17 protein-coding genes are annotated in these 23,312 nt (G+C 59.9%); 13 read left to right on the top strand and 4 right to left on the bottom strand.

The window, feature by feature from the left end:
• The first annotated feature begins 146 nt into the window (after positions 1 to 146).
• Positions 147 to 977: an MBL fold metallo-hydrolase gene (locus tag BSG20_RS09350; protein ID WP_072373925.1), complete on the top strand. Its 831-nt coding sequence runs from the start codon at positions 147 to 149 to the stop codon at positions 975 to 977.
• Here BSG20_RS09350 and BSG20_RS09345 read toward each other — a convergent pair.
• Positions 974 to 1,723 carry a polysaccharide deacetylase family protein gene (locus BSG20_RS09345; protein ID WP_072373922.1) on the bottom strand — a complete coding sequence of 250 codons (750 nt, stop codon included), beginning with the start codon at positions 1,721 to 1,723 and terminating at the stop codon, positions 974 to 976. The two genes, BSG20_RS09350 and BSG20_RS09345, sit on opposite strands and share 4 nt — an antisense overlap.
• Positions 1,720 to 2,808, bottom strand: a complete 1,089-nt coding sequence (locus BSG20_RS09340; RefSeq protein WP_072373919.1) for a glycosyltransferase family 4 protein — start codon at positions 2,806 to 2,808, stop codon at positions 1,720 to 1,722. The genes BSG20_RS09345 and BSG20_RS09340 overlap by 4 nt, the downstream gene beginning before the upstream one ends.
• Before the next feature lie 192 nt (positions 2,809 to 3,000).
• Here BSG20_RS09340 and BSG20_RS09335 point away from each other — a divergent pair, with 192 nt between their 5' ends.
• Together BSG20_RS09335 and BSG20_RS09330 are read left to right on the top strand one after the other, a co-directional pair.
• Positions 3,001 to 4,722, top strand: coding sequence for an adenylate/guanylate cyclase domain-containing protein (locus tag BSG20_RS09335; RefSeq protein ID WP_072373916.1), 1,722 nt, complete (start codon positions 3,001 to 3,003; stop codon positions 4,720 to 4,722).
• Complete coding sequence (locus tag BSG20_RS09330) at positions 4,719 to 5,597, top strand: FkbM family methyltransferase (RefSeq protein ID WP_072373913.1); 879 nt, start codon at positions 4,719 to 4,721, stop codon at positions 5,595 to 5,597. Before BSG20_RS09335 ends, BSG20_RS09330 begins: the two co-directional genes overlap by 4 nt.
• Here the strand turns inward: BSG20_RS09330 and BSG20_RS09325 are convergent, their stop codons facing one another.
• Positions 5,598 to 6,077, bottom strand: coding sequence for a class I SAM-dependent methyltransferase (locus tag BSG20_RS09325; RefSeq protein WP_072373911.1), 480 nt, complete (start codon positions 6,075 to 6,077; stop codon positions 5,598 to 5,600).
• 124 nt (positions 6,078 to 6,201) lie between these two features.
• On the opposite strand from BSG20_RS09325, the gene BSG20_RS09320 reads away from it, so the two are divergent.
• Positions 6,202 to 7,380 carry a DUF3095 domain-containing protein gene (locus tag BSG20_RS09320; RefSeq protein WP_072373908.1) on the top strand — a complete coding sequence of 393 codons (1,179 nt, stop codon included), beginning with the start codon at positions 6,202 to 6,204 and terminating at the stop codon, positions 7,378 to 7,380.
• Here the strand turns inward: BSG20_RS09320 and BSG20_RS09315 are convergent.
• On the bottom strand, positions 7,370 to 8,722 hold the full coding sequence (locus tag BSG20_RS09315; protein ID WP_208610990.1) for a nucleotide sugar dehydrogenase: 1,353 nt from the start codon (positions 8,720 to 8,722) through the stop codon (positions 7,370 to 7,372). The genes BSG20_RS09320 and BSG20_RS09315 overlap by 11 nt on opposite strands.
• 435 nt (positions 8,723 to 9,157) lie before the next feature.
• Between BSG20_RS09315 and BSG20_RS09310 the strand changes: the two genes are divergently transcribed.
• From BSG20_RS09310 to BSG20_RS09270, 9 genes are all read left to right on the top strand, one after another.
• Positions 9,158 to 10,501, top strand: coding sequence for an adenylate/guanylate cyclase domain-containing protein (locus BSG20_RS09310; protein ID WP_072373902.1), 1,344 nt, complete (start codon positions 9,158 to 9,160; stop codon positions 10,499 to 10,501).
• Positions 10,502 to 10,654: 153 nt separating this feature from the next.
• Positions 10,655 to 12,547, top strand: a complete 1,893-nt coding sequence (locus tag BSG20_RS09305; protein WP_072373899.1) for an ABC transporter ATP-binding protein — start codon at positions 10,655 to 10,657, stop codon at positions 12,545 to 12,547.
• Entirely contained in the window at positions 12,541 to 14,451 is a 1,911-nt protein-coding gene (locus tag BSG20_RS09300) for an ABC transporter substrate-binding protein (RefSeq protein WP_072373896.1), read from the top strand. Before BSG20_RS09305 ends, BSG20_RS09300 begins: the two co-directional genes overlap by 7 nt.
• 3 nt (positions 14,452 to 14,454) lie before the next feature.
• The gene (locus BSG20_RS09295; protein WP_072373893.1) at positions 14,455 to 15,453 is read left to right on the top strand and encodes an ABC transporter permease; all 999 of its coding nucleotides are present in this window, start codon (positions 14,455 to 14,457) and stop codon (positions 15,451 to 15,453) included.
• Positions 15,454 to 16,626: an ABC transporter permease gene (locus BSG20_RS09290; protein ID WP_072373890.1), complete on the top strand. Its 1,173-nt coding sequence runs from the start codon at positions 15,454 to 15,456 to the stop codon at positions 16,624 to 16,626.
• A gap of 89 nt (positions 16,627 to 16,715) precedes the next feature.
• Complete coding sequence (locus BSG20_RS09285; protein ID WP_072374034.1) at positions 16,716 to 17,924, top strand: glycosyltransferase family protein; 1,209 nt, start codon at positions 16,716 to 16,718, stop codon at positions 17,922 to 17,924.
• Between the two features lie 11 nt (positions 17,925 to 17,935).
• Positions 17,936 to 19,183 carry a glycosyltransferase gene (locus tag BSG20_RS09280; RefSeq protein ID WP_093041087.1) on the top strand — a complete coding sequence of 416 codons (1,248 nt, stop codon included), beginning with the start codon at positions 17,936 to 17,938 and terminating at the stop codon, positions 19,181 to 19,183.
• On the top strand, positions 19,165 to 20,313 hold the full coding sequence (locus BSG20_RS09275; RefSeq protein ID WP_072373884.1) for a glycosyltransferase family protein: 1,149 nt from the start codon (positions 19,165 to 19,167) through the stop codon (positions 20,311 to 20,313). Before BSG20_RS09280 ends, BSG20_RS09275 begins: the two co-directional genes overlap by 19 nt.
• Before the next feature lie 195 nt (positions 20,314 to 20,508).
• Positions 20,509 to 23,223, top strand: coding sequence for an ABC transporter transmembrane domain-containing protein (locus BSG20_RS09270; protein ID WP_072373881.1), 2,715 nt, complete (start codon positions 20,509 to 20,511; stop codon positions 23,221 to 23,223).
• Positions 23,224 to 23,312 lie beyond the last annotated feature (89 nt).

Here is a 23,312-nt window from a genome sequence, read left to right as displayed (position 1 = left end):
GATTGCTTAGGAATATCTACCATTCTGCTGACAGCTGGTAGAAACCGTATGAAGGATACAGGGCAGCCTATGGAATTCAACGCTTCGCTTGTTCATCAAAGTATGATTACGATGGCGTTGTGGGGTCGGCCCATTTTGAAGACGCGATGAGTAAAAATCTGTTTCAGGTAAAGTTTTGGGGCGTTCGCGGCAGCATCCCGGTCTCGGGCCCCGAATTCGATCACTACGGCGGCAACACCTCGTGCATCGAAATTCGCTGCGGTGAACACCGGATGATCTTCGACGCCGGATCCGGCGTACGCGAAGCCGGGCTTGCCATGCTGAATGAGGACGTCCGGGATGTCGACCTGTTTTTCAGCCACTGTCACTACGACCACATCATCGGCCTGCCGTTCTTCAAGGCGATTTACTACCCCACCATCGACCTGACGATCTGGTCCGGCCATCTTGACGGAAAGATGAGCACCCGCGAGATGATCGAGCAGTTCATCAGCCCGCCATGGTTCCCTGTCAAAACCGACATCTGCCAGGCGACGATGAGCTTTCGCGACTTTCATGCGGGTCAGACGCTGGAGCCACGGCCCGGCATCAAGATCAAGACCTTCATGCTGAACCATCCCGGCGGGGCGATTGGTTATCGTGTGGAATGGAAGGGACGCTCCGTGGCGCTGATCTACGACATCGAGCATGTCCCCGGCGTCTATGATCCGGTTGCGCTGGAGATGATGAAAGACGTCGATCTTGCCGTTTACGACTGCACGTACAACGAAGACGAAATGCAGCGCTTCAAGGGCTTCGGCCATTCCACATGGCAGCACGGTGTCGAACTCGCCAAGATGGCCGGCACCAAGCAGTTTGCCCTGTTCCACCATGCGCCCTCGCGAACGGATACGCAGCTGGAGCGGATGGAACAGGAGGCACAGGCTTCGTTCCCAGGAGCTTTCGCCGCAAGGGACAATCAGGTCCTCGAAATCTAACCAAGCAGATCGCGCGCCGACATCCAGGCGGCGCCAGGATGATGCCCGGTCTCTTGGAAGAGACGGGTCAGGAACTCCCATTCCGACGCGCCATGCACCAGATGGTGGGTGAGTATGCCGACCGGCTCATCGTCCTTTGCAAAGCGAGCCTGCAATTCCGTGACCAGTTCTGCGACCAGATCGCCATGCGGGCGGTTCCCGCGCTGGCCGCGGGTGTTGACGACGTCGACATGCGTATTCAGCAGGCGGATCGGACCGCCGGCCTTGGCTCTGCCGAATATCGACAGCGCTTCGAAGTTCTGGGCGCCAAGTTGCGGGATCAGCGCCTCGCTTATTCTGTTCCAGGGCGGCACCAGCATCGGGACCAGCCTTGGGCCGTAAAGGCCTTGAAGGGCGACAAGTCCATCGTGCAATTGCCCGAGCACGACGTCCGCCGACCGGTGGCGGCCGAGTTCCTGTTTCTTTTCGTCTGGGCCGGCATGGTTTGCATGCGACCAGCCGTGCACGGCGACAAGGATGTGGCCTTCTCGGGACAGACGTGTCGCCAGGGCTTCTCCGGTAGAGGCCGGAATGACCGCAATCGTGAGCGGGACAGACGCCTGCCGGGTCACATCGAGGAGGGTTTCCAGGGCGTCAGTCGGCTCGGTGGCATCGTCGTCGCGCAACCAGAATCGTGCTTGGCAACCTGCTGCCCGCCAGCGGTCCAGCTCCTGTCGCAGTGGGGTCCAGATCTGATCGTCGGTCATACTTCTCGTCTCACGTAAGTCCGCAAAATGGTGTCGAGCGCTGTCGCCGCGACCTTGAGCGAACGCTCTTTCAGAACGAAGTGACGCGCGCTTGTCCCCATTGTCGAGCGCCTGACGGGGTCGTCAAGCAAAGCCGCGATTGCCGCTGCGAAGGCCGGTACATCTCCCCGGGGTGTCAGATTGCCGGTGATGCCGTCGGTGACCACCTCCGGAACGCCAGCGGTCCTCTGGGCGATCACTGGCAATCCCGCCGCCTGGGCCTCCAGGTAAGCAAGTCCGTAGGCTTCTCCGCAACCCGGCCACACATAGATGCCGGAGTGGCTGAGTTCATCAGCGATCTGGCCGGCGCTCAGCTCTCCGAGCCATTCGATGCGATCCGGTTCGAACACGCCAAGCAACCGCTCGACATCGGCCCGCATCGGCCCATCCCCGGCGATTGCCAGTGTCCAGGGACGATCCCGAAGGAGCCCCAGCGCCTCGGCGAGCATTGTGTAGCTCTGCATCTTGTCGCCGCCGCGCATCATCGCGACGGCGATCAGGCGTTGTGGCTCTGCCTGCGGCAAGACGGTGTCGAAAAGCGCGGTGTCGATGAAAGGCTTAAGCGCGGCGAATGAACCTGCCGGCAGGGCCTCAATCAGACCCGCCCTGTCACGCTCCGTCAAAACGATGTTGACGGCGGCGTCGCGGGCGCCATCCACCACCAGCCTCTGCGGCAGCGCCCATTCGGTTGCGTCTCGCTTGGCCGAATAGGATGCCTCGGCCGTGACGTATGGAATGACAAATTCCCGGCAGAGTGTCGGTCCGAAGGGATCGGGCGATTTGTAGTATGGATGGTAGCAGAACCAGAGGTCTGGCCGCTGCTTGCTGGACCAGTCGTTGCGCAGGCGCTGCAGTTCCACTTGTGCGGCCGACAGTCGCCGGGTCACCTCCTCGGGTGTCGCTGCAAAGCTGCGGAACGCCGAGACGATTTCGACGGAATGCCCGGCAAGCTCCAGAGCCCGTATGAGCAGGCGCGCCATCAGGCGGTCGCCGGACGGAACGGGGTGGTTCGGGGATTTCAACGGTGCGTAGAACGCAACCCGCATTACTGCACCTCCGCCGACACACACTGTTCACAATCGATGTCTGGGCTTGCCACGAGAAATTCCGCTATTGTCGGCTTGCTTAAGTTTTGCTGATAAACATGTGAAAGGCGATCGCATCGCAGTGGCGGCAATTCCACCTCAATTCCGTCATCTCTATTGCATTTGTTATTTGGTATTCAAGAACGGGAATGAATGGCGACGATTGCGGCCACCAGTATTTTTTCGGAGCGCTCGATCAGACGGGCTCGGCTTGGCTCCGGGCTCGTTATGTTTCTCTTCGTGTTGCTGCATCTGTCCAACCATGCGCTGGGCCTGATTTCCGTCTCGGCGGCCGACGATGGGCGAAGGCTCTTCCTGGCGGTCTGGCGCAACCCTTTGGGAACGACCGTCTTTTACGGGGCCGTCCTCGTTCACATCACGCTGGTTCTGCGCGCCGTCTATATCCGCCGCAGCCTTGTAATGCCGGCCGGTGAAATGGCTCAGATCGTGCTTGGGATCTCCATCCCGCTGCTGTTGATGGACCATGTCATCGGCACCCGCATCGCCCACACGCTGTTCCACTACCGGGACGACTACGAGACAATCGTTCGTCTCCTGTGGATCACGACGCCGGCCAGCGGATGGCGCCAGGTCGCCGCACTGCTCGCCGTCTGGATCCACGGCTGCATCGGCCTGCATTTCTGGCTGCGCTATCGGCCCTGGTATGACAGCATCGCCGCCCTACTCCTTGCCGTTGCGATCCTGTTGCCCGTTCTTGCCATCCTCGGCTTCATCGAAATGGGCCGGACGATCGCAGAACCCGCCTATGAGGGAATGGTCAACACCGATCGCTACCTCGACAACCTCAACACCCGCCACTACTCGGACCCGGAAGCGCAGCGTCAGCTCGCCATGGTTCGCGCGGGACTTTACGGGTCCTTTTCCGGCGCGCTGCTGATCGTCGTCGGTGCCCGCTCCTGGCGACGTTGGCGCGAGCGGGTCAATCAAATCACCGTGCGCTACCCGGGCGGGGAGGCAATCAGCGTGCCGCGTGGCTTTACCGTTCTCGAGGCAAGCAGGCTCGGCGGCCTGCCGCACTATTCGGTCTGCGGTGGCAAGGGGCAATGCTCGACCTGCCGGGTCCAGATTCTCAGCCGGTTTGACGACCTGCCGCCGCCTGACAAGCTCGAGCAATCGACGCTCAAACGGATCAAAGCCGCCGCCGACGTGCGGCTTGCCTGCCAGCTGCGTCCGACGCACGACTTGACCGTCGCGCCGCTGCTCATTGCGGCGACGGAAACGACGTTGCCGCCAAACACCCAGGAGACGAGCCCTGGACGCGAGCGCGAGATCACCATTCTCTTCTGCGACATCCGCCATTTCACCTCATTGACGGAAACGCGCCTGCCCTTCGACATCGTATTTCTGCTCAATCGCTATTTTGCGTTGGTCGGCAACGCCGTAGAGAAATCCGGCGGGCGCATAGACAAGTTCATCGGTGACGGCGCCATGGCACTCTTCGGCATCGGTAGCTCGCCGGAAGAGGCCTGTCGCCAGGCCCTTGCCGCGGCCGCGGCCATCGTGCGCGACATCGAAAAGCTCGGCGCCGAACTTTCGGACGAACTTTCCATGCCGCTACACATCGCCATCGGCATTCATACCGGGCCCGCCGTCGTCGGAACGCTCGGCTATGGTCGGGTGCGCAGCCTCACCGCAATCGGCGATACCGTGAATGTGGCAAGCCGGCTGGAGACTGCGGCCAAGGAATTCGATGCGGCCATCGTCATTTCCGAAACGGTCGCAAATCTTTCCGGAGCGGACACGGCCGGTGTGGAAAGCCGTGAAATCAGTGTGCGCGGTCGCGCTCTGCCCTTGAAAGTCTATGTCATTCCGAGTGACAAAGCCGCCGCACTGGTCGAAGGAAAAGATGCATGACGAGCCGCGACTGGCTCAAGGCCAAATTCTGGAAGAAGCGCCTGCGTAGGGCGCGCAATGCAATTGCCAAAAGGTTCTTCAATACCCGCACCGGGCGGCGTTTGCTGATCGAGAATATCGGGCCACGCGTCGTTGCGATGACGGTCGACGCGGGCGATCACCTGATGACCTTTTCGCCGGCGGACTACATCGGACGCAAGGTTTTCCGAAAGGGACACTTTGAGCGCGAGCATGTCGATCGTTTGATCACGGTGCTGCGCGAGCGCGGCTTGATGCACAAGCATGGCTATCTTCTGGAGATCGGCGGCAACATCGGCACGCAGACCGTCTACTTTGCGCTGAGCGGCGCCTATGCCCGCATCGTCAGCGTCGAACCCGACCCGCGCAACTTTCCGCTGTTGCAGATCAATATCCGCCAGAACAAGCTCGAGGGAATGGTGACGCTGGTCAACTGCGCCGCCGGGGCGACAGCAGGCGAGATCGACTTCTACATGAACGCCAACAATCATGGAAAAAGCAGCGCGTTTCGAAAGAGCGTCAGCGACCGGAAGACGAGTGTCCCGGTCAAGCCGGTAACGCAGATCCTGGACGAGCTTTGCATCGATCCTGCTGATATTGGCCTCGTCTGGATGGACATCGAGGGCTATGAACCGGTTGCCTGCCGCTCGATGACGCCGCTCCTGTCGCGCCGCGTGCCGCTCTACATGGAGTTCACGCCGCTTTTCTACGGTCCGGAACAGACACGCGAGTTCATCAAGACGCTCGCCGCCTTCTACGAAAATTGCCTGGTCTTCTTCGAGGAGGACGAGCAGGCGATGAAAGTCATCGACCTGCCGGGCAGCATCGAGCAATACGACGTGCTCTTTCTTCCCTGATTACTGCCGCCGATAGAGGAAGTAGCGGCCTTCCTTGACGCCGGCGGGCAAGGGCAGTGGTTCGAGTTCCGGGCGATCCAGCGGCAGGCCGCTGACCGCGATACCATCCCTGGCAAGCACACCGACCATGAGTTGCGGCAGCCACGTCAGCGTGATGGCGTCGATCTCGTCGTGCCCGGTGCCGATATCGGCATGCGCGAGTGCTGCCCCGATACCAATGAAAGCCTGGCCGGATTTGCGGATATCGCCGGTCACCATGTTCTCTGCCGGTGGCGTCGACGACGAATAGGAGCGGACCTCGCGATCGAAGGCAATGATGCGACGATCCGGAAAATGCTCGCGCAGATGATCATAGGTGCGGCCATTGCCGAGGCCGAATTCCAGAACCGGGCCTTCGGTGCCGTTCACGAGGGCGACGATTGCATTCAATATATCGCGCTGAGCCGTCAAGCGGCGGATGAAGCTGTCCAGGCGGCTCATCTATGTCCTTGTCCCCTCACTAATTTTCGACATCGGTGCTAACACATGAAACCGTATGAAGTCGATTGCCGTAGATGCAAAATGGCGTTGCCATTGCAGCGTGGGTCTGTGCTAGGCTTCTGACATGAACGACGTTTCAAATGAAAGATTCTTTGCCGACGTGCCGGTCTTCACCGACTTCGAGCGCGTGACCGATACGAGCAACTATCACCCGCTCCCCAACGGCTGGTTCTTGGCGCTCGCCGACATCGTCGGTTCGACACAGGCGATCGCCGCCGGCCGCTACAAGGACGTGAACATGGCGGGCGTCAGTGTCATTTCCGCGGTGCTGAATGCGGTGGACAAGGGCGACTACCCGTTCGTGTTCGGCGGCGATGGCGCCGTGGTCGCATTGCCGGGGAATCTGGAGGTTGTAGCGCGTGGCGCATTGGCGGCGGCGCAGCGATGGGTTGAGGAGGAAATGGGCCTGACGCTGCGCATTGCGGTCGTGCCTCTCGCAGATATTCGCAAGGAAGGCCTCGACGTTCGCGTCGCGCGTCATGCTGCCAGTCCATTCGTCACCTATGCGATGTTTGCCGGCGGTGGAGCCAGCTGGGCCGAGCGCCAGATGAAGAGCGGACGCTATGGTGTTGATCCAGCACCGCCGGGCACACGGCCGGATCTGACCGGTCTGTCGTGCCGATGGAGCCCAATCGCGGCGCACAACGGTGAGATCGTCTCCATTATCGCCGTACCGGCCGAAGGCGGTCGCCCCAGCCCGGCGTTCCGCAAGCTCGTGATGGAGGTCGTGGCCATCTCTGCCGAGCAGGGCCGCGGCGGCCACCCGATTCCTCCGGACGGCCCTGAATTCGCCTTTTCGATGAAGGGTGTCGATCGAGAGGCGCGGGCAACGGCATTGCCGGGTAAGCGCCTGAAGCAGAAGCTGTTCATCATGCTTCAAATCGTCCTCGTGGTCGTCCTGCACAAGCTGGGCGCCAAGCTTGGCCGCTTCGATGCCCGGCGTTACACCCAGGACGTTTCCGGAAACTCTGACTTTCGCAAGTTCGATGATGGCCTGAAGATGACGATCGATGTCGACGCGCAACATCTCGGCCGTATTCAGGCACTCCTCGAAGAGGCGAAAGCGAAGGGCATTGCTCGCTTTGGCCTTCACCGGCAGGCCTCAGCGCTGATGACCTGTTTTGTTCCCACGCCGCTTTCGCGCGATCACGTGCACTTCATCGATGGCGCCAGCGGCGGCTACGCCGTCGCCGCGAGCCAGATCACAGGCAAGACGCTGTCAGCGGTCAAGATCACGCCTTGACGATGTGATCGGCGTGCAGCCCGAGACGCGCGAAAACATTGCGCGTGTCGATGATCAGCGCGGCACTGCTTGAGATGACCGCATAGTCGAGCTGATCATGGTCGGTTGCCACGAGGACGGCGTCGTAGGCTTCCAAGGTCTCTTGTGTGAGGTTCACCGACGTCCGGCCCTTCAGGTGCTGGTATTCGCGCGTCGACGGGATCTCGGCGACATGGGGATCATGATAATCGGCCTTGCCGCCGCGCTCTTCGATGATCTCCATCAGGCGTAGCGAAGGGCTCTCGCGAATGTCGGCGACGTTCTTCTTGTAGGCAAGGCCGAGAACCAGGACCCGTGAGCGGCTAAGGGCCTTGCCGGCGCGGATGTCGAGTGCTTCGGCAAGCTTGCCGACGACGTAACGCGGCATGGCCGAATTGATCTCACCGGCGAGCTCGATGAAGCGCGTCGGCAACTCGTATTCGCGGGATTTCCAGGTGAGGTAGAAGGGATCGATCGGGATGCAGTGGCCGCCGAGGCCCGGCCCGGGGTAGAAGGGCATGTAGCCGAATGGCTTGGTCTTTGCAGCGTCGATCACTTCCCAAACATCGATCCCCATGGCGGCGTAGACGGTCTTCAGCTCATTAACGAGCGCGATATTGACCGACCGGAAGATGTTTTCCGTCAGCTTGACGGCCTCTGCGGTTGCGTTGGAAGACACCGGAACGACGGTTTTGACCACCGCGCCGTAAAAGCTCTTCATCAGCGCCAGTGCCTGCGCACCGTCGCCGGCGACGACCTTTGGAATGGTCGCTGTGTGATAGTGCTGATTGCCCGGGTCCTCACGCTCCGGCGAAAAGCCGACGAAGAAGTCGCTGCCCGACTTTAGGCCGGTCTTCTCAAGGATGACCTTAACGATATCGTCCGTGGTGCCCGGATAAGTCGTCGATTCCAGCACCACAAGCTGGCCGGCTCGCAGATGCTCGGCAATCGAGCGGGACGTTGCCTCGACAAAGGAGAGATCAGGGTCGCGGTGCTTGGTGAGCGGCGTCGGCACGCAGATGACTATGACATCGCAGGCCGCAAGCTCGGCAAAGTCCGTTGTGGCAGAAAAGCGCCCGCCGTCAATTTCGGCAGCGAGATCATCGTTTCCGACAGAATCGATGTAGGAGCGCCTCGCCTCCAGCGCGACGATCTTCTTGGCGTCGATGTCAAAGCCGGTAACGGCAAAACCGCTGCGGGCAATGGCGATTGCCAGCGGCAGGCCGACGTAGCCGAGGCCTATGACACCGGCTCGGGCGCTGCGGGTTTCGATCTTGCTTGAAAGGATGTCGTAGGCGAAGGAACTGGCCAAGGCAGGTCTCATCTGAGTGCTGAACGGTACCCTGATCTAATGGAAGACCGTGGCAATTGAAACCCGCCCGCAAATCACTGCCCACTGACGCGATCGTGAAACTCGCGCCAAGGATGCGCCTCGACCACCCCGCAGGTCTAACCAGTGTGACCAAAAAGACTCGGTGTGCCCGAAGAGATTCATCGCAGTGCCAGAAAATGTGCAGATGCCATTGTTTGGGGTTTGCCCCATGCCTATTTACGCTGAATAACGAACCGCGAGAAAGGACTGCCTATCCTGCCCAGTTTATCAAGGGTTTGACAGGTGCCGCTGCCGGGCTCCCGGCAGATCGTTGACACAATATTACCGCTCGTCCATCCTCCTACCCGCCCTGCGCACGGCGTTGCTGCAGGCCGGGTCGCTGACGCTTTTCAGGAGTGGACGTCCTTTATGAGGATACTACCGAGAATGGGCACGATCGAATCCAGCGTCTCCTCTATTTTGTTGGATCGGGTCGCTGAATGGCTGACCAATTCCTCGCTGGCCGGGGATGATCTAGAGAACATCGTTCGCGGATTTTGCGAACGCATTGCGGCGGCCGGCCTGCCGATTGCGCGCGTGCATCTCACATTTTCCATGCTGCACCCGCTCTACGATGCGCTGAGCTTCACATGGCGACGCGCAAGCGGCGTGACGATCGAAGGATATCGCCATACCGCAGGGCAGAAACCGGACCGCTTTCTGCAGAGCCCGTATTACTACCTCCTGGACAATAACCTCCAGCACATCCGCCGTCGCATTCCGGCTGATGGGGCAGCCGAGTTCCCGGTCTTCGTCGATCTGCGCGAAGAGCGCATCACCGACTATTTGGCGTTCGTCCAACCGTTCGGCGATGGCTCGGTGCAGGGTATGATGGGATCGTGGTCGACAGACAGCCATACCGGTTTTTCCGACGACATGATCGATGCGCTGCTGCGTATGCAGAACCACCTTGCCGTTGCGGCCAAGATGGCAGTTCTCGGCAAGCTCGCCAACAACATGCTGACCACCTATCTGGGCGGCGATGCCGGCAAGCGGGTGTTGAATGGCCAGATCCGTCGCGGCGACGGCGAGACGATCCGTGCCGCTCTCGTGATGGGCGATATGCGCCAGTCAACCGTCTATGCCGAAAAGGAAGGCCGGCAGGCCTACATCGATACGCTCAACCAGTTCTTCGACGCAATCGCTGCGCCGTTCAATCGCAATGGTGGAGAGATCCTGAGTTTCCTCGGGGACGGCTTCCTTGCGGTCTATCCCTGCGGCCGGCACAAGGATCCATCCAAGATTGCCTGTCAGGCCGCCCTTTCCGCGGTCCATCAGGCGCAAGCACGCGTCGCGGAACTGAACCGGGAACGATTGGAAGCGGGCTTGAGCAAGGTTTCCTACGGAATCGGCCTTCACGTCGGCAACGTGATGTTCGGTAATGTCGGCCTCAAGGACCGGCTGACGTTTTCGGCCTTCGGCTCTGCTGTCAACGAGGTCCAGCGCCTGCAATCGCTGACGAAGAAATATTCGAGCGAGGTGGTCGCGAGCCAAGCTTTCGCCGGCTACTGCGGTGGCGAGTGGCGCACCCTAGGGGAGGAAAAGCTGCGCGGCATCCGCCAGAAGGTCACGGTTCTGCAGCCGCACGTGCCGGCGTCTGTCCTGCATGTCGAAGAGAACTTCCGTGAAGTCGTACCAACCGCACTTTCTGAGGCTGAGCAGGTCATATTGCTTCATCGGGATGCGCGCAAGCAGGCCAAGAGACCAACGGTGGAGGAGTTCATTCAATAGGGGTGCTGGCAACCCCAGAGACAGTTGAGGTTTGAACTTGTCCAGCGTATGAAATGCGCCAGTTTTACCGTGTCCGTCATCAACTGGACACCCCGATTGCGGTACGATAGTGTGCCTTAACGGGAACAAGAAAAACTGGGGAATTTCATTGGTATGGCGTCCGCCTCGGATCTTTTGCGCATCGAGAACCTCGACGTTTCTTTCTCGGTTTTCGGCGATCGCCTGCGCGTCGTAAAGAACGCGAACATCCGTATCTTGCCGGGCAAGGTCACTGCGCTCGTCGGAGAATCCGGCTCGGGCAAATCGGTCATCAGCCAGAGCATAATGGGGATTTTGCCGAATCCGGCGAAAGCCGAGGGCCGCATTCTCTTTACCGATCCGTTGGACGGCAAAACGACCGATATTCTGCAATATTCGCGCGACAGCGCTGAGATGCGTGACCTGCGCGGCCGGCGCATGACGACGATCTTCCAAGAGCCGATGACCTCGCTGTCGCCGCTCCACACGGTCGGCAATCAGATCGGAGAAGCGCTCCTCATCCACACGGAAGCCGACAAACAGGAAGCACGCGAGAAGACCGAGGAGATGCTGGGTCTCGTGGGCTTTGCCAATCCGAAGCGCACGTTCGAAATGTACCCCTTCGAACTCTCGGGCGGCATGCGCCAGCGCGCGATGATCGCCATGGCGCTGATTTGCAATCCGGCGCTGCTGATCGCCGACGAGCCGACAACCGCCCTCGACGTGACGATTCAGGCGCAGATCCTGGAACTGTTGCGTGACCTCCAGCACAAGCTCGGAATGGCGATGTTGCTGATCACGCACGATCTCGGCGTTGTCGCCAACATGGCCGACGAGGTGGTGGTGATCTATCACGGCGAGATCATGGAGGCGGGACCCGTCGAGTCGATCTTCCGCAACCCTCAGCATCCATACCTCAAGGGCCTCATGGCGGCCGTGCCGCATTTCGACATGAAGCCGGGCGAGCGCCTTAAGGCGTTGCGCGACGTTCCGGTTAACCTGGAGTCCCTGATCGGCAAGAAGAAGGTGAAGGCCGAAGGGCCGGAGATCCTCCTTTCCGTCAACAACCTCTCCAAGACGTTCAAGACCCGCAACCGCGGCTTCTTTGGAACGCGCGAAGTGCCACTTGTTCGCGCTGTTGACGATGTCAGCTTTGACATCCGCCGAGGGGAGTGTCTGGGGCTCGTCGGCGAATCCGGATGCGGCAAGACGACGGTCAGCAAGATATTGATGCGGGCCGTGACGCCGGACGGCGGCTCTGTCATCTTCAACGATGGCAAGGACGTGATCGACGTCCTGTCTGTTTCCGGTGACGATCTGCAGGCGCTGCGCACCAAGATACAGATGGTCTTCCAGGATCCGGTCTCCTCGCTGTCGCCGCGCATGACCGTGCGCAATATCCTCAGCGAGCCGCTGGAGATTCACGATCGTGGGGACGGTGCGGAGCGTAGGCAGAGGGTGGAGGGGTTGATGGGCGCGATCGGCCTCGACCGGCGTTACCTGAACCGCTACCCGCACAGTTTCTCCGGCGGACAGCGCCAGCGTATCGGCATTGCCCGTGCGCTCGCGCTTGGGCCGAAACTAATCATTCTCGACGAGCCGGTATCGGCGCTCGACGTTTCCGTCCAGGCACAGATCCTGAACCTGCTCAAGGATCTGCAGAAGGATCTTGGGCTAACCTATCTGTTCATTTCGCACAATCTGGCGGTCGTCGACTACATGGCCGACCGCATCGCAGTGATGTGCAAGGGGCGCATCGTCGAGATCGCGCCACGCGAGATTATCTTGCGTGATCCAGTGCATCCCTACACGAAGTCGCTGTTGGCGGCAGTTCCCTTCCCCGACCTCAACCGGCCGCTCGATTTCGAGGCGCTGAGAAAAAATGGCGCCGCAGACAAGCAGAACTGGGGCATTACCTTTACGGCCGAGCATGATGATGCTTCCGAGCTCGACTACGCCGATCTCGGCAATGGCCATCTTGTGCGGGCCCGCAAGGGTGCAGACGCAAAGGAGCTTCGCTCATGGTAACGCGGCGCACATTTCTTGGTGGTGTTATCGGTTCGGCAATAGCGCCTTCCCTCGTCAAGGCCGCGGCGGATCGTGACATCGAGCCGGAATTCCTCAGGGATTGGTTGCGCGCGGGCCGCATTCCTCCCATGGTGGATCGCCTGCCGACGCATCCGCGCATCATCAACATGAAGGAAGCGGGGCGGCGACCCGGCGTCTATGGCGGCACGGTTCGCACGATCATCGGCAGCCAGAAGGATATCCGCTACATGACCGTCTACGGCTATTCGCGCCTGGTCGGTTATGACAAGCGTCTGATGTTCCAGCCGGACATTCTCATGGGTTTCGAATCCAAGGATGACACGGTCTTCACCTTCTATCTGCGCGAGGGTCACCGCTGGTCGGATGGCGCACCCTTTACGGTGGACGATTTCCGCTACTGGTGGGACGATGTGATCCTCAACAAGGAGCTGACGCCTGGGGGAGGCGCGCTCGAGTTGCGACCGCACGGAAAGCTGCCGAAATTTGAAGTGCTCGACGCTTTGAGGGTTCGCTACACTTGGGAACGACCCAATCCGATGTTCATGCCGGCGCTCGCCGGCCCACTGCCGTTGGTGATCTTCGGGCCAGGGCACTATCTCAAGCAGTTCCACAAGAAGTATCAGGACGACTTCCGCCTGTCGGCGCTGATGAAGGAAAACCGCGTCAAGAAATGGGCGGACTTGCACATCAAGATGTCGCGCTCCTCACGCCCTGAAAATCCGAACCTGCCGACGCTCGATCCATGGCGCAACACGACGCCGCTGCCGGCCGACCAGTTCGTGTTCGTGCGAAACCCGTTTTTCCACCGGGTCGACGAGAACGGGGTGCAACTCCCCTATATCGACAAGTTCATCCTTAACGTCTCTTCGTCCTCGATCATCGCCGCCAAGGCCGGCGCCGGTGAATCCGACCTGCAGGCGACGGGCGTCGACTTCAACGACTACACGTTCCTTAAGGATGCCGAAAAGCGATTTCCGGTGAAGGTCAACCTGTGGAAGCAGGTGCGCGGATCGCGCGTGGCGCTACTGCCAAACCTCAACTGCGCCGACGAGGTCTGGCGTAACCTGTTTCGCGAAGCCCGATTCCGCCGCGCGCTGTCGATGGCGATCGACCGGCATGAGATCAACATGGTCGCCTTCTACGGCCTTGGCAGGGCAAGTGCTGATACCGTTCTGCCCGATAGTCCCCTTTTTAAGCCGGAGTATGCCGAAGCCTTTATTGCCCACGATCCGAATCAGGCAAACCAGCTCCTGGACGAGCTCGGACTGACGAACCGTGCCGACGACGGCATTCGTCTGCTGTCTGACGGGCGCCGCGCCGAAATCACCGTGGAAACGGCTGGGGAAAGCAATCTCGACACTGACGTGCTGGAACTGGTGCGGGACCATTGGCGAGCGGTCGGTCTCGCCCTTTATACCCGCACCTCGCAGCGTGATGTCTTTCGCAGCCGCGCCATGAGCGGCACGATCATGATGTCGATCTGGTTCGGCATCGAGAACGGCGTCGCAACCGCCGACATGCCTCCCGGGCAGCTTGCACCAACGCTTGACGATCAGCTGCAATGGCCGCTTTGGGGAATGTACCACCTGTCTGCTGGGCAGGAGGGCAGCGCCCCCGATCTGCCGGAAGTGAAGCAGCTGGTCGATCTTCTCCAACAGTGGGGCGAGACCGCGAGGTTCGAAGAGCGCGAAGTGATCTGGCATCAGATGCTGGCGCTTTATACCCAACAGGTCTTCTCGATCGGCCTCATCAACGGCACCCTGCAGCCGATCCTCAGATCCGCCAAGCTGCAGAATGTGCCTGAGCAGGCCCTTTATGGTTTCGATCCAACGTCCTATCTCGGCCTCTATATGCCGGATGCCTTCTGGTTCAAGGAGGCTTGAGGGATGCTGAAATACATCCTTTGGCGCATCGCAGCGATGGTGCCGACGCTGTTCATCATCTCGGCACTGGTCTTCACGATCATCGAACTGCCGCCAGGTGACTTCTTCGAAAGCCAGATCGCCGAACTGCGCGCCCAGGGGGAAAGCGCCAACCTTGAAGAGATCGAAGAGCTTCGCAAGCAGTACGGTTTCGACAGATCCGAGATCGTCCGCTACTTCTATTGGGTTGGCGGCATGCTTCATGGGGACTTCGGCTATTCGTTCGAGTACCAGCTGCCGGTTTCCGATGTCGTCGGTGATCGCCTTTGGTTGACGATGCTCGTCTCCTTTTCCACCATCCTTTTGACCTGGCTCATCGCATTTCCGATCGGGATCTATTCGGCGACCCATCAGTACAGTTGGGGAGACTACGGGCTGACCTTTCTCGGTCTTCTGGGCATCGCCATCCCGAACTTCATGCTGGCCTTGATCCTGATGTACTTCGCCAATATCTGGTTCGGGGTTTCGATCGGGCATTTGATGGATCAAAGGTTTCTCAACGAGCCGATGAGCTGGGAAAAGGCGCGTTCGATCCTCTCGCATCTCTGGATACCGGTGATCATCGTGGGATCGGCAGGGACGGCCGGCATGATCCGGCGGCTTCGCGCCAACCTGCTCGACGAGATGCAGAAACAGTATGTCGTGACCGCCCGCGCCAAAGGGCTTCACCCGCTTCGCGCGCTCGTGAAATACCCGCTGCGCATGGCTCTCAACTTCTTCGTTGCCGATATCGGATCGATCCTGCCTTCAATCATCTCAGGCGCGGAAATCGTTGCGATCGTGCTTTCGCTGGAGACGACCGGGCCAATGCTCATCAAGGCTCTTCAGAGCCAGGATATGTATCTCGCAGGTTCCTTCCTCATGTTCCTCGCCTTTCTCAACGTGATCGGTGTTCTTGTCTCCGACATCGCGCTTGGTTTCCTCGATCCGCGTATCCGCCTGCAAGGCAGGAGCACCAAATAGATGTCGCCCTTGCCACCGCCCGGCGCGCCGCTGCCGCACTATGTTTCGACCGCACCCTTCGATCCCATGGCGACCGAAGGGATGACGTCTGCGCAATCGCGCATCCATGTCGCCTCGCAGAAGCAGTTGATGTGGTGGAAATTCAAGCAGCACCGGCTGGCCCTTGCCTCCGGCATCTTCCTGCTTGCCATTTACCTCATGATTGTCGTCGTCGAATTCATTGCGCCCTACGGGCTGCACACCAGGAATGTCGATTTCATCCACTCGCCGCCACAGCGCGTCCATTTCTTCAACGATGGGAAGTTTGTCGGCCCCTTCGTCCACGGGCGAAGCATGTCGCTTGATCTCGACACGCTGCACCGGATCTACACCGACAAGCCAAACGATGTGCAGCCGATCCGTTTCTTCTGCCGCGGCGATCCCTACAAGTTCTGGGGGTTGGTAAGTTCGGACCTGCATCTGGTCTGCCCGGCAATCGGCGGACAGATGTTTCTGCTCGGTACTGACCGCCTCGGTCGCGATGTGCTTTCCCGCATTCTCTACGGCGCGCGCATTTCGCTGACGATCGGCCTGATCGGCATCACAATCAGCTTCTGCCTCGGCATCGTGATCGGCGGCCTTGCCGGCTATTGGGGCGGCGTCTTCGATTTGATTGTTCAGCGCGTGATCGAAGTGTTGCAGTCGTTGCCGAGCCTGCCGCTCTGGATGGCGCTGGCGGCGATCATGCCGGTCACCTGGAGCCCGATCGTCATCTATTTCGGGATCACGGTCATCCTGGGGATCATCGATTGGACCGGGCTGGCGCGAGCGGTGCGCTCGAAACTCTTGGCTCTGCGTGAAGAAGATTATGTGCAGGCCGCCCAGTTGATGGGCGCCAGCACACCGCGCGTCATTGGCCGACACCTTGTGCCCGGCTTCATGTCCCATCTGATCGCCTCTGCCACGATTTCGATCCCTGGGATGATTCTTGGCGAGACGGCACTCAGCTTTCTTGGCCTGGGTCTGCGTCCGCCGATCACCAGTTGGGGCATTCTGCTGACAGAAGCAAAGAGCGTAAGCGTCATCGCATTCTATCCATGGTTGCTTTTTCCGATTATACCGGTCGTTCTGGTGATTTTGGCGTTCAACTTTCTGGGAGACGGCTTGCGCGATGCGGCAGATCCCTACAAATAGCGGCCAGCCCGGCGGAGCGCTGCTCTGTCTTCTGACGGCCAGCAGAAACCGACGGTGCTAGTATGATCTACAGCGCAGAAGGATTGCCCATGGCACGGCGCCTGGAAGATGCCCGTATCCTCATGTATAGCCACGACACGTTCGGACTCGGCCATTTGCGCCGCTGCCGCGCGATCGCGCATGCTTTGGTCGAGGATTATCGCGGCCTCAACATTCTGATTATCTCCGGTGCCACGATCGCCGGCGCGTTCGACTATCGAGCGCGCGTCGACTTCGTGAAGATCCCGAGCGTAATCAAGCTTCGCAACGGCGAATATACCTCGATGGCGGGCCACATCGACCTGCATGAAACGCTGAAGATGCGTGAGGCGAGCATTCGCCACACGGCCGAAACGTTCCAACCCGACATCTTCATCGTCGACAAGGAGCCGATGGGGCTGAAGGGTGAGGTCGAGGAGACGTTGGGGTATCTAAAGGCGCGCGGCACCGTTTTGGTGCTTGGGCTGCGCGAAATCATGGATGCGCCACACCTGCTCGATGCCGAATGGAAGCGAAACGGCATCATGCAAAAGATCGACCACTATTACGATTCCGTCTGGGTTTACGGGCCGCCGGATTTCTACGATCCGCTCGTCGGCCTGGACGTTCCGGCAAGTGTGCGCAGAAAGATGGATTTCGTAGGATTCTTGCAGCGCAGTGTCTCCACGAGCAAGACCTCGATCAATGCACGCTCGGACAACTACATTCTGGTCACGACCGGCGGTGGCGGCGATGGGTCAGATCTGGTGCACGATGTCATGAATGCCTATGAGAACGATCCGACCTTGCAACAAAAGGCCCTCGTCGTGCTGGGCCCCTACATGCCAGCGGCCGAGCGCTCCAAGCTGGTGGCCAAAGGGTCCCGCATCCCCTACATCGAGGTGATCGAGTTCGATAACCACATGGAAGAGTTGATGGTGGGTGCCACGGGCGTCGTGGCCATGGGTGGTTACAACACCTATTGCGAAATCCTCTCGTTCGACAAGCCTGCCCTTATTGTTCCTCGCGTCAAGCCGCGCCAAGAGCAGTTGCTGCGCGCCAAGCGGGCAAGCGCGCTCGGGCTCGTTGATGTGTTGCTGCCGGATCAGTCCGCAGATCCGACGGTGATGTCGGAAGCGTTGAAACGACTGCCCGAACGCGTACCGCCGTCAAAGAGTGGCTGTACCTTGCAACTGCAAGGCTTGGATCATATCTCGCAGACGGTCGGACATTGGCTGGATGGCCGCGGCCGCCACCTGTCCGTCGTCGGGGCCGAGTGAAGACCAAGACCTTGTCGCAACGTCGTAAGATCCTTGTCGTGCTGAAGGGCTATCCGCGCCTTTCGGAAACCTTTATCGCCCAGGAACTGCGCGGTCTGGAGAAGGCTGGCTTCGACCTGACCTTGATCTCGATGCGCCGTCCCACCGACAAGAAGCGTCATCCGGTGCATGACGAGATCAGGGCACGCGTCGTCTATCTGCCGGAGTATCTCCACGAGGAGCCGCTGCGCGTGCTGAAGGGAATGATGGCGAGCTTTCGCAAGGCCGGCATCACGGCGCTCTGGAAACGCTTCTTCAAGGACCTGTCGCGTGACCTCTCCCGAAACCGCTTCAGACGGCTTGGGCAGGCGATGGTGCTCGCCCGCGAGTGGCCGGACAATGGCGAATGGCTGCACGCGCATTTCATCCATACGCCCGCCTCCGTGACCGAATATACGAGCATTCTTACCGGCGTGCCGTGGACGTGCTCTGCCCATGCCAAGGACATCTGGACATCGCCCGATTGGGAACTGCATGAGAAGCTTGGCAGTGCCCGCTGGACCGTGACCTGCACGCGAAGCGGATACGAGCACATGCGCACGCTGACACCGCGCAAGGAGGCTGTACATCTGAGCTATCACGGGCTCGATCTGGCACGTTTCGGGCATTTCGGCGGCAAACGATCGCAGCGCGACGGCAGCGACCCGGCCGATCCGACCTTCATTCTCAGCGTTGGCCGCGCTGTGGAGAAGAAGGGATATGAAACGCTGCTGAAGGCACTGGCCCTTCTGCCCGGCGACTTGAACTGGCGTTTCGAACATATCGGCGGTGGCGACAATCTGTCGAAGCTGAAGGTACTAGCTGCGGACCTTAATCTAGCGGATCGGATCACCTGGAAGGGTGCACTTGCCCAGGAAGATGTGCTCGACCATTATCGCCGGGCCGATGTTTTTGCGCTTGCCTGCCGGATTGCTTCCAATGGTGATCGCGACGGTTTGCCGAACGTGCTGGTGGAGGCGTCCAGCCAGCGTCTGCCTTGCATTTCGACGTCGGTATCCGGCGTGCCAGAGCTTCTCGTCGATGGCGAAAACGGGATGGTGGTGCCACCGGATAACCCAGCAGCGTTTGCGGTGGCACTTGAGAAAATGATCCGCCATCCCGCCTTGCGGTCGCGGTTGGGAGACGCCGCGGAAAAGCGCGTGCGCGAGCACTTTGATCACGAGGCGAGTATCGATCAGCTTGGCCGGCTGTTTGAAGACGAATGGCAGAAAGCCTCATGAAGACGCCCCGGGTCTTTTTCTATGTCCAACACCTGCTTGGCATCGGCCACATTGCTCGGGCAAGCCGCATCGCCAGCGCGCTCGTCAGCGATGGGTTCGACGTCACCGTTGTGACCGGCGGTCTGCCGGTTCCGGGTTTCCCCGGAGACGGCATCAAGACGGTGGCGCTTCCGCCGGTCGTGGCGAGCAATACGGGTTTTTCCGGACTTGCGGACGGCAATGGCGTTGCCGCCGAAGAGGCGTTCCTGAGCCGGCGGCGCGATCTGCTGCTTGCCGCCTTTTGTGATTCGGCGCCGGATGTCGTCATCATCGAAGCTTTTCCCTTTGGTCGCCGGCAGATGCGGTTCGAACTGCTTCCGCTTCTTGACGCCATCGAGACGGCGCATCCTCGACCGAAGCTCTTCAGCTCCGTGCGCGATATCCTGCAGCAAAACCGCAAGCCGGGGCGCGACCAGGAGACCGTCGGGCTTGTCAGGGACCATTTTGACGGCGTCCTGGTGCACGGGGATCCCGACTTCGTGCGTTTGGAAGATACGTTTCCCTTAACGTCCGAGATCGCATCCAAAATTCGCTATACCGGCATGGTGGCGGCCGCACGCTCGGCCGATCCCAAGGAGACCTTTGACATTATTGCATCCGCCGGGGGCGGAGCGGTCGGCCTTGATCTGCTTCGTGCCGCCAACAAAGCCGCCGCCATGTTGCCAGCGAACCTGCGGTGGCTGCTTGTCGGCGGGCCGAACCTTCCGGAGGCCGATTTCGTCAGCTTGGCAGATGCGAGGCCGCCAAATGTTACCCTCGTCCGGTTTCGCAAGGATTTTCCTTCGCTGCTGCGCGGCGCGCGTGTTTCCATCTCGCAGGCGGGTTACAACACCATTGGTGATCTGCTGCAGACCGATTGCAGGGCGATCCTCATTCCCTTCGTTGCCGGCGGAGAAACGGAGCAGACGGTTCGTGCGCAACGGCTGCACGCACTCGGGCTTGCAGATGTCCTGCCGGAGGCCGGTCTGACGCCCGAAATCGTTGCCGATGCCATCAGGACTGCACTTGCGACCCGGCGCGCGGCACCGGTGTCGCTGGATCTTAGCGGTGCTCACAAAACAGCGGCAATCATTCGGTCAATGATTGGCTGAAACCCTCGCATTTTGCGAAAGTCATGTGATATAAACAACGTCCCGGCGAGAATCGGCATGACGACGGCAAGCCGATTCGCCTTGTTTTCATTATGAGATCCGGCGGTCCGGTTGCATGATCCTGTTTTCGGCATTCCCCTTTGTCTTGCCGCAGGTTCACTGCCCCCAGATTTCCCAGGCAACTGACGGTTAAGAATGGAAAAAAGCCTCGCGCGTTACATCTGGTCGAACACGCGGCTGCAGCAGCTCTGGATTTTGACAGTCGTTGCAGTTTCGATGATCCCCTATTTCCTGTCCTTCGACCTGCCGAAGCAGATCGTCAACGGACCGATTCAGGGTTCGGGCTTCGAGGGCCAGGGCGCAACGCAAACCTTCATGCGGCTCGTCTACACGTTGCCCGTCATTGGCGAAGTCGAGTTCTTCAAGGGTGTCCAGCTTGACCGGCTGCAGATGCTGATGGGGCTGAGCCTCGTCTTCCTCGCGCTCGTTGTTCTGAACGGCCTCTTCAAATTCTACATCAACACCTACAAGGGGCGGCTTGGCGAGCGGATGCTGCGCCGCATTCGCTTCGAGCTGATAGACCGGGTTCTGCGGTTCCCGCCGTCGCATTTCAAGCGCGTCAAGTCGGCTGAGATCGCGACAATGATCAAGGATGAAGTGGAGCCGATGGGCGGCTTCACGGGCGATGCCTTCGTCTCGCCGGCCCTGCTCGGCGGTCAGGCGCTGACGGCACTCGCCTTTATCATCATTCAGAACTTCTGGCTCGGGATGATCGCTGCGGCGATCGTCGGTGTCCAGGCGGTCGTGATCCCGCGCATGAGAAAGCGGCTGCTTGAGCTTGGCCGCCAGCGTCAGCTCACAGCGCGCGAACTCTCTGGCCGCGTCGGCGAGATCGTCGATGGCATAGGCACAATTCATGGCAACGACACGTCGAATTTCGAGCGCGCCGACATTGCCACGCGGCTCGGGCTGATCTTCTCGATCCGATATGATCTCTATCAGTGGAAGTTTCTGGTCAAGTTCCTGAACAACTTCCTGGCCCAGGTGACGCCATTCCTGTTTTATGCGATCGGCGGCTATCTCGCGCTGCAGGGGCGTTTGGATATCGGTCAGCTTGTGGCCGTCATCAGCGCCTACAAGGACCTGCCTGGTCCGCTGAAGGAGCTGATCGACTGGGATCAGATGCGCCAGGACGTGCAGGTCAAGTACCAGCAGGTCTACGAGCAGTTCAATGTGGAGCCGTTGATCGATGGCAAGATCCAGGAGATTTCGGCTGCGGCGATGGGGGCATTGTCGGCCCCGCTCGTGATCACCAACCTGACTGTGAGTGACGATAGCGGCGCGCGGCTAGTCGACCACGTCTCGGTCGAGATCAAGCCGAACGAAACGGTCGCGGTGGTCGGCCCGAACTCCAGCGGCGCGGAAGCCTTCGCGGAAGCTCTCGGTCGGCTGGTATGGCCGGACTCCGGCCGCGTGACCATCGACGGCAAGGACCTTCTCGATCTGCCCGAGTCCATTACCGGTCGGCGCATTTCCTACGCATCCGCCGACACCTACTTCTTCCACGGGACGCTGCGGGACAATCTCCTTTACGGCTTGAAGCACGCCCCATTGCGCGAGCCACAATATGACGGCAAGGAGGCTCTGGAGGCCAAGTGGCATGCTGAGGAGGCCGTCAAGGCCGGCAATTCCACGATGGATATCAACAGCGACTGGGTGGACTATCAGGCCGCCGGTGCGACAGGACCAGACGACATCCTAACGGCGATCCGGCCGGTGCTCGATGCCGTACTCATTTCGCAGGACATTCTCGATCTCGCGCTTCGATCGACGGTCAATACAAGCGTGCATGTGGTGCTCGCCGATCACATCGTCGATCTGCGATCGGCACTGCGCCAGCGCATGCAGGAAACCGAACTCGGCAACATTGTCGTGCCGTTTGATTTCGACGCCTTCAATCCGCAGGCCACGGTCGGCGAGAACCTGCTCTTCGGTTCGATGAAGCGGCCGATGATGAACAATCGCCGGTTGGCGGCGCATCCCTATTTCCAGGCGCTGTTTCGCGAGACCGGTCTCAGCAACGATCTCTATGCCATGGGGCTTGAGATCGCGGAGAACGCCGTCGAACTCTTTCACGACCTGCCGCCGGATCACCCGTTCTTCCAGCAGCTGACCTTCATGACGGCAGACGATATCCCGACCTATCAGGCTCTGCTGCAGAAACTGCAGAGCCGACGGTTTGATGATGCCACTCCCGACGAGCGGTCGGCCATTATTCGGCTAAGCTTTGCCTATATCGAGCCGCGGCATCGTTTTGGTCTGCTGACAGACGAGCTGATGGAAAAGATCGTCAATGCCCGCAAGCAGTTCCACGAGAACATTCCAGAAGATCTCGCCGCCGTCATCGAACGATACGATCCGGAGCGCTTCATCTCCTCGGCAAGCCTGATGGACAACGTCCTGTTCGGACGTATCGCCTACCAGCAGGCCGACGCGTCCGACCGTATCCGGGCCATCATGGGTGACCTGTTCGACAAGCTCGACCTGTTCGACGACGTCCTGTCGATCGGGCTTGAATTTGACGTTGGCTCAGGCGGCAAACGCCTGACAATGGTGCAGCGGCAGAAGCTCAATCTTGCCCGTGCGCTTCTCAAACGATCTGACTATTTCGTCTTCAACCGGCCGATGTCAGCGCTCGACCAGCGTGTTCAGGACCATATCACGCGCAACATTGTCGAAGGATTGCACAAGGAAGGCGAACGGCCGGCCATCATCTGGGTGCTTTCGAACGCAAAACTCGCGGAAATGTTTGATCGAATCCTGTTGTTTGACCGCGGCGCGCTGGCCGAAGCAGGCAACTTTCCGGAGCTTTCCGAACAAAACGGTATGTTCAAGGAACTGTTATCGTAATATTCTAGTGAGGGGACAATAAAGATGGCGCCCCTTGCGAGGTGCCACGGTCAAACGTCGGGCACCGAACAGCGCGACAGGGATAATAC

The organism is Rhizobium tibeticum, assembly GCF_900110205.1.
GTDB classification, from domain to species: domain Bacteria; phylum Pseudomonadota; class Alphaproteobacteria; order Rhizobiales; family Rhizobiaceae; genus Rhizobium; species Rhizobium tibeticum.
Note: the sequence above shows the minus strand (reverse complement) of the source record. Positions and strands in the feature narration are given on the sequence as shown.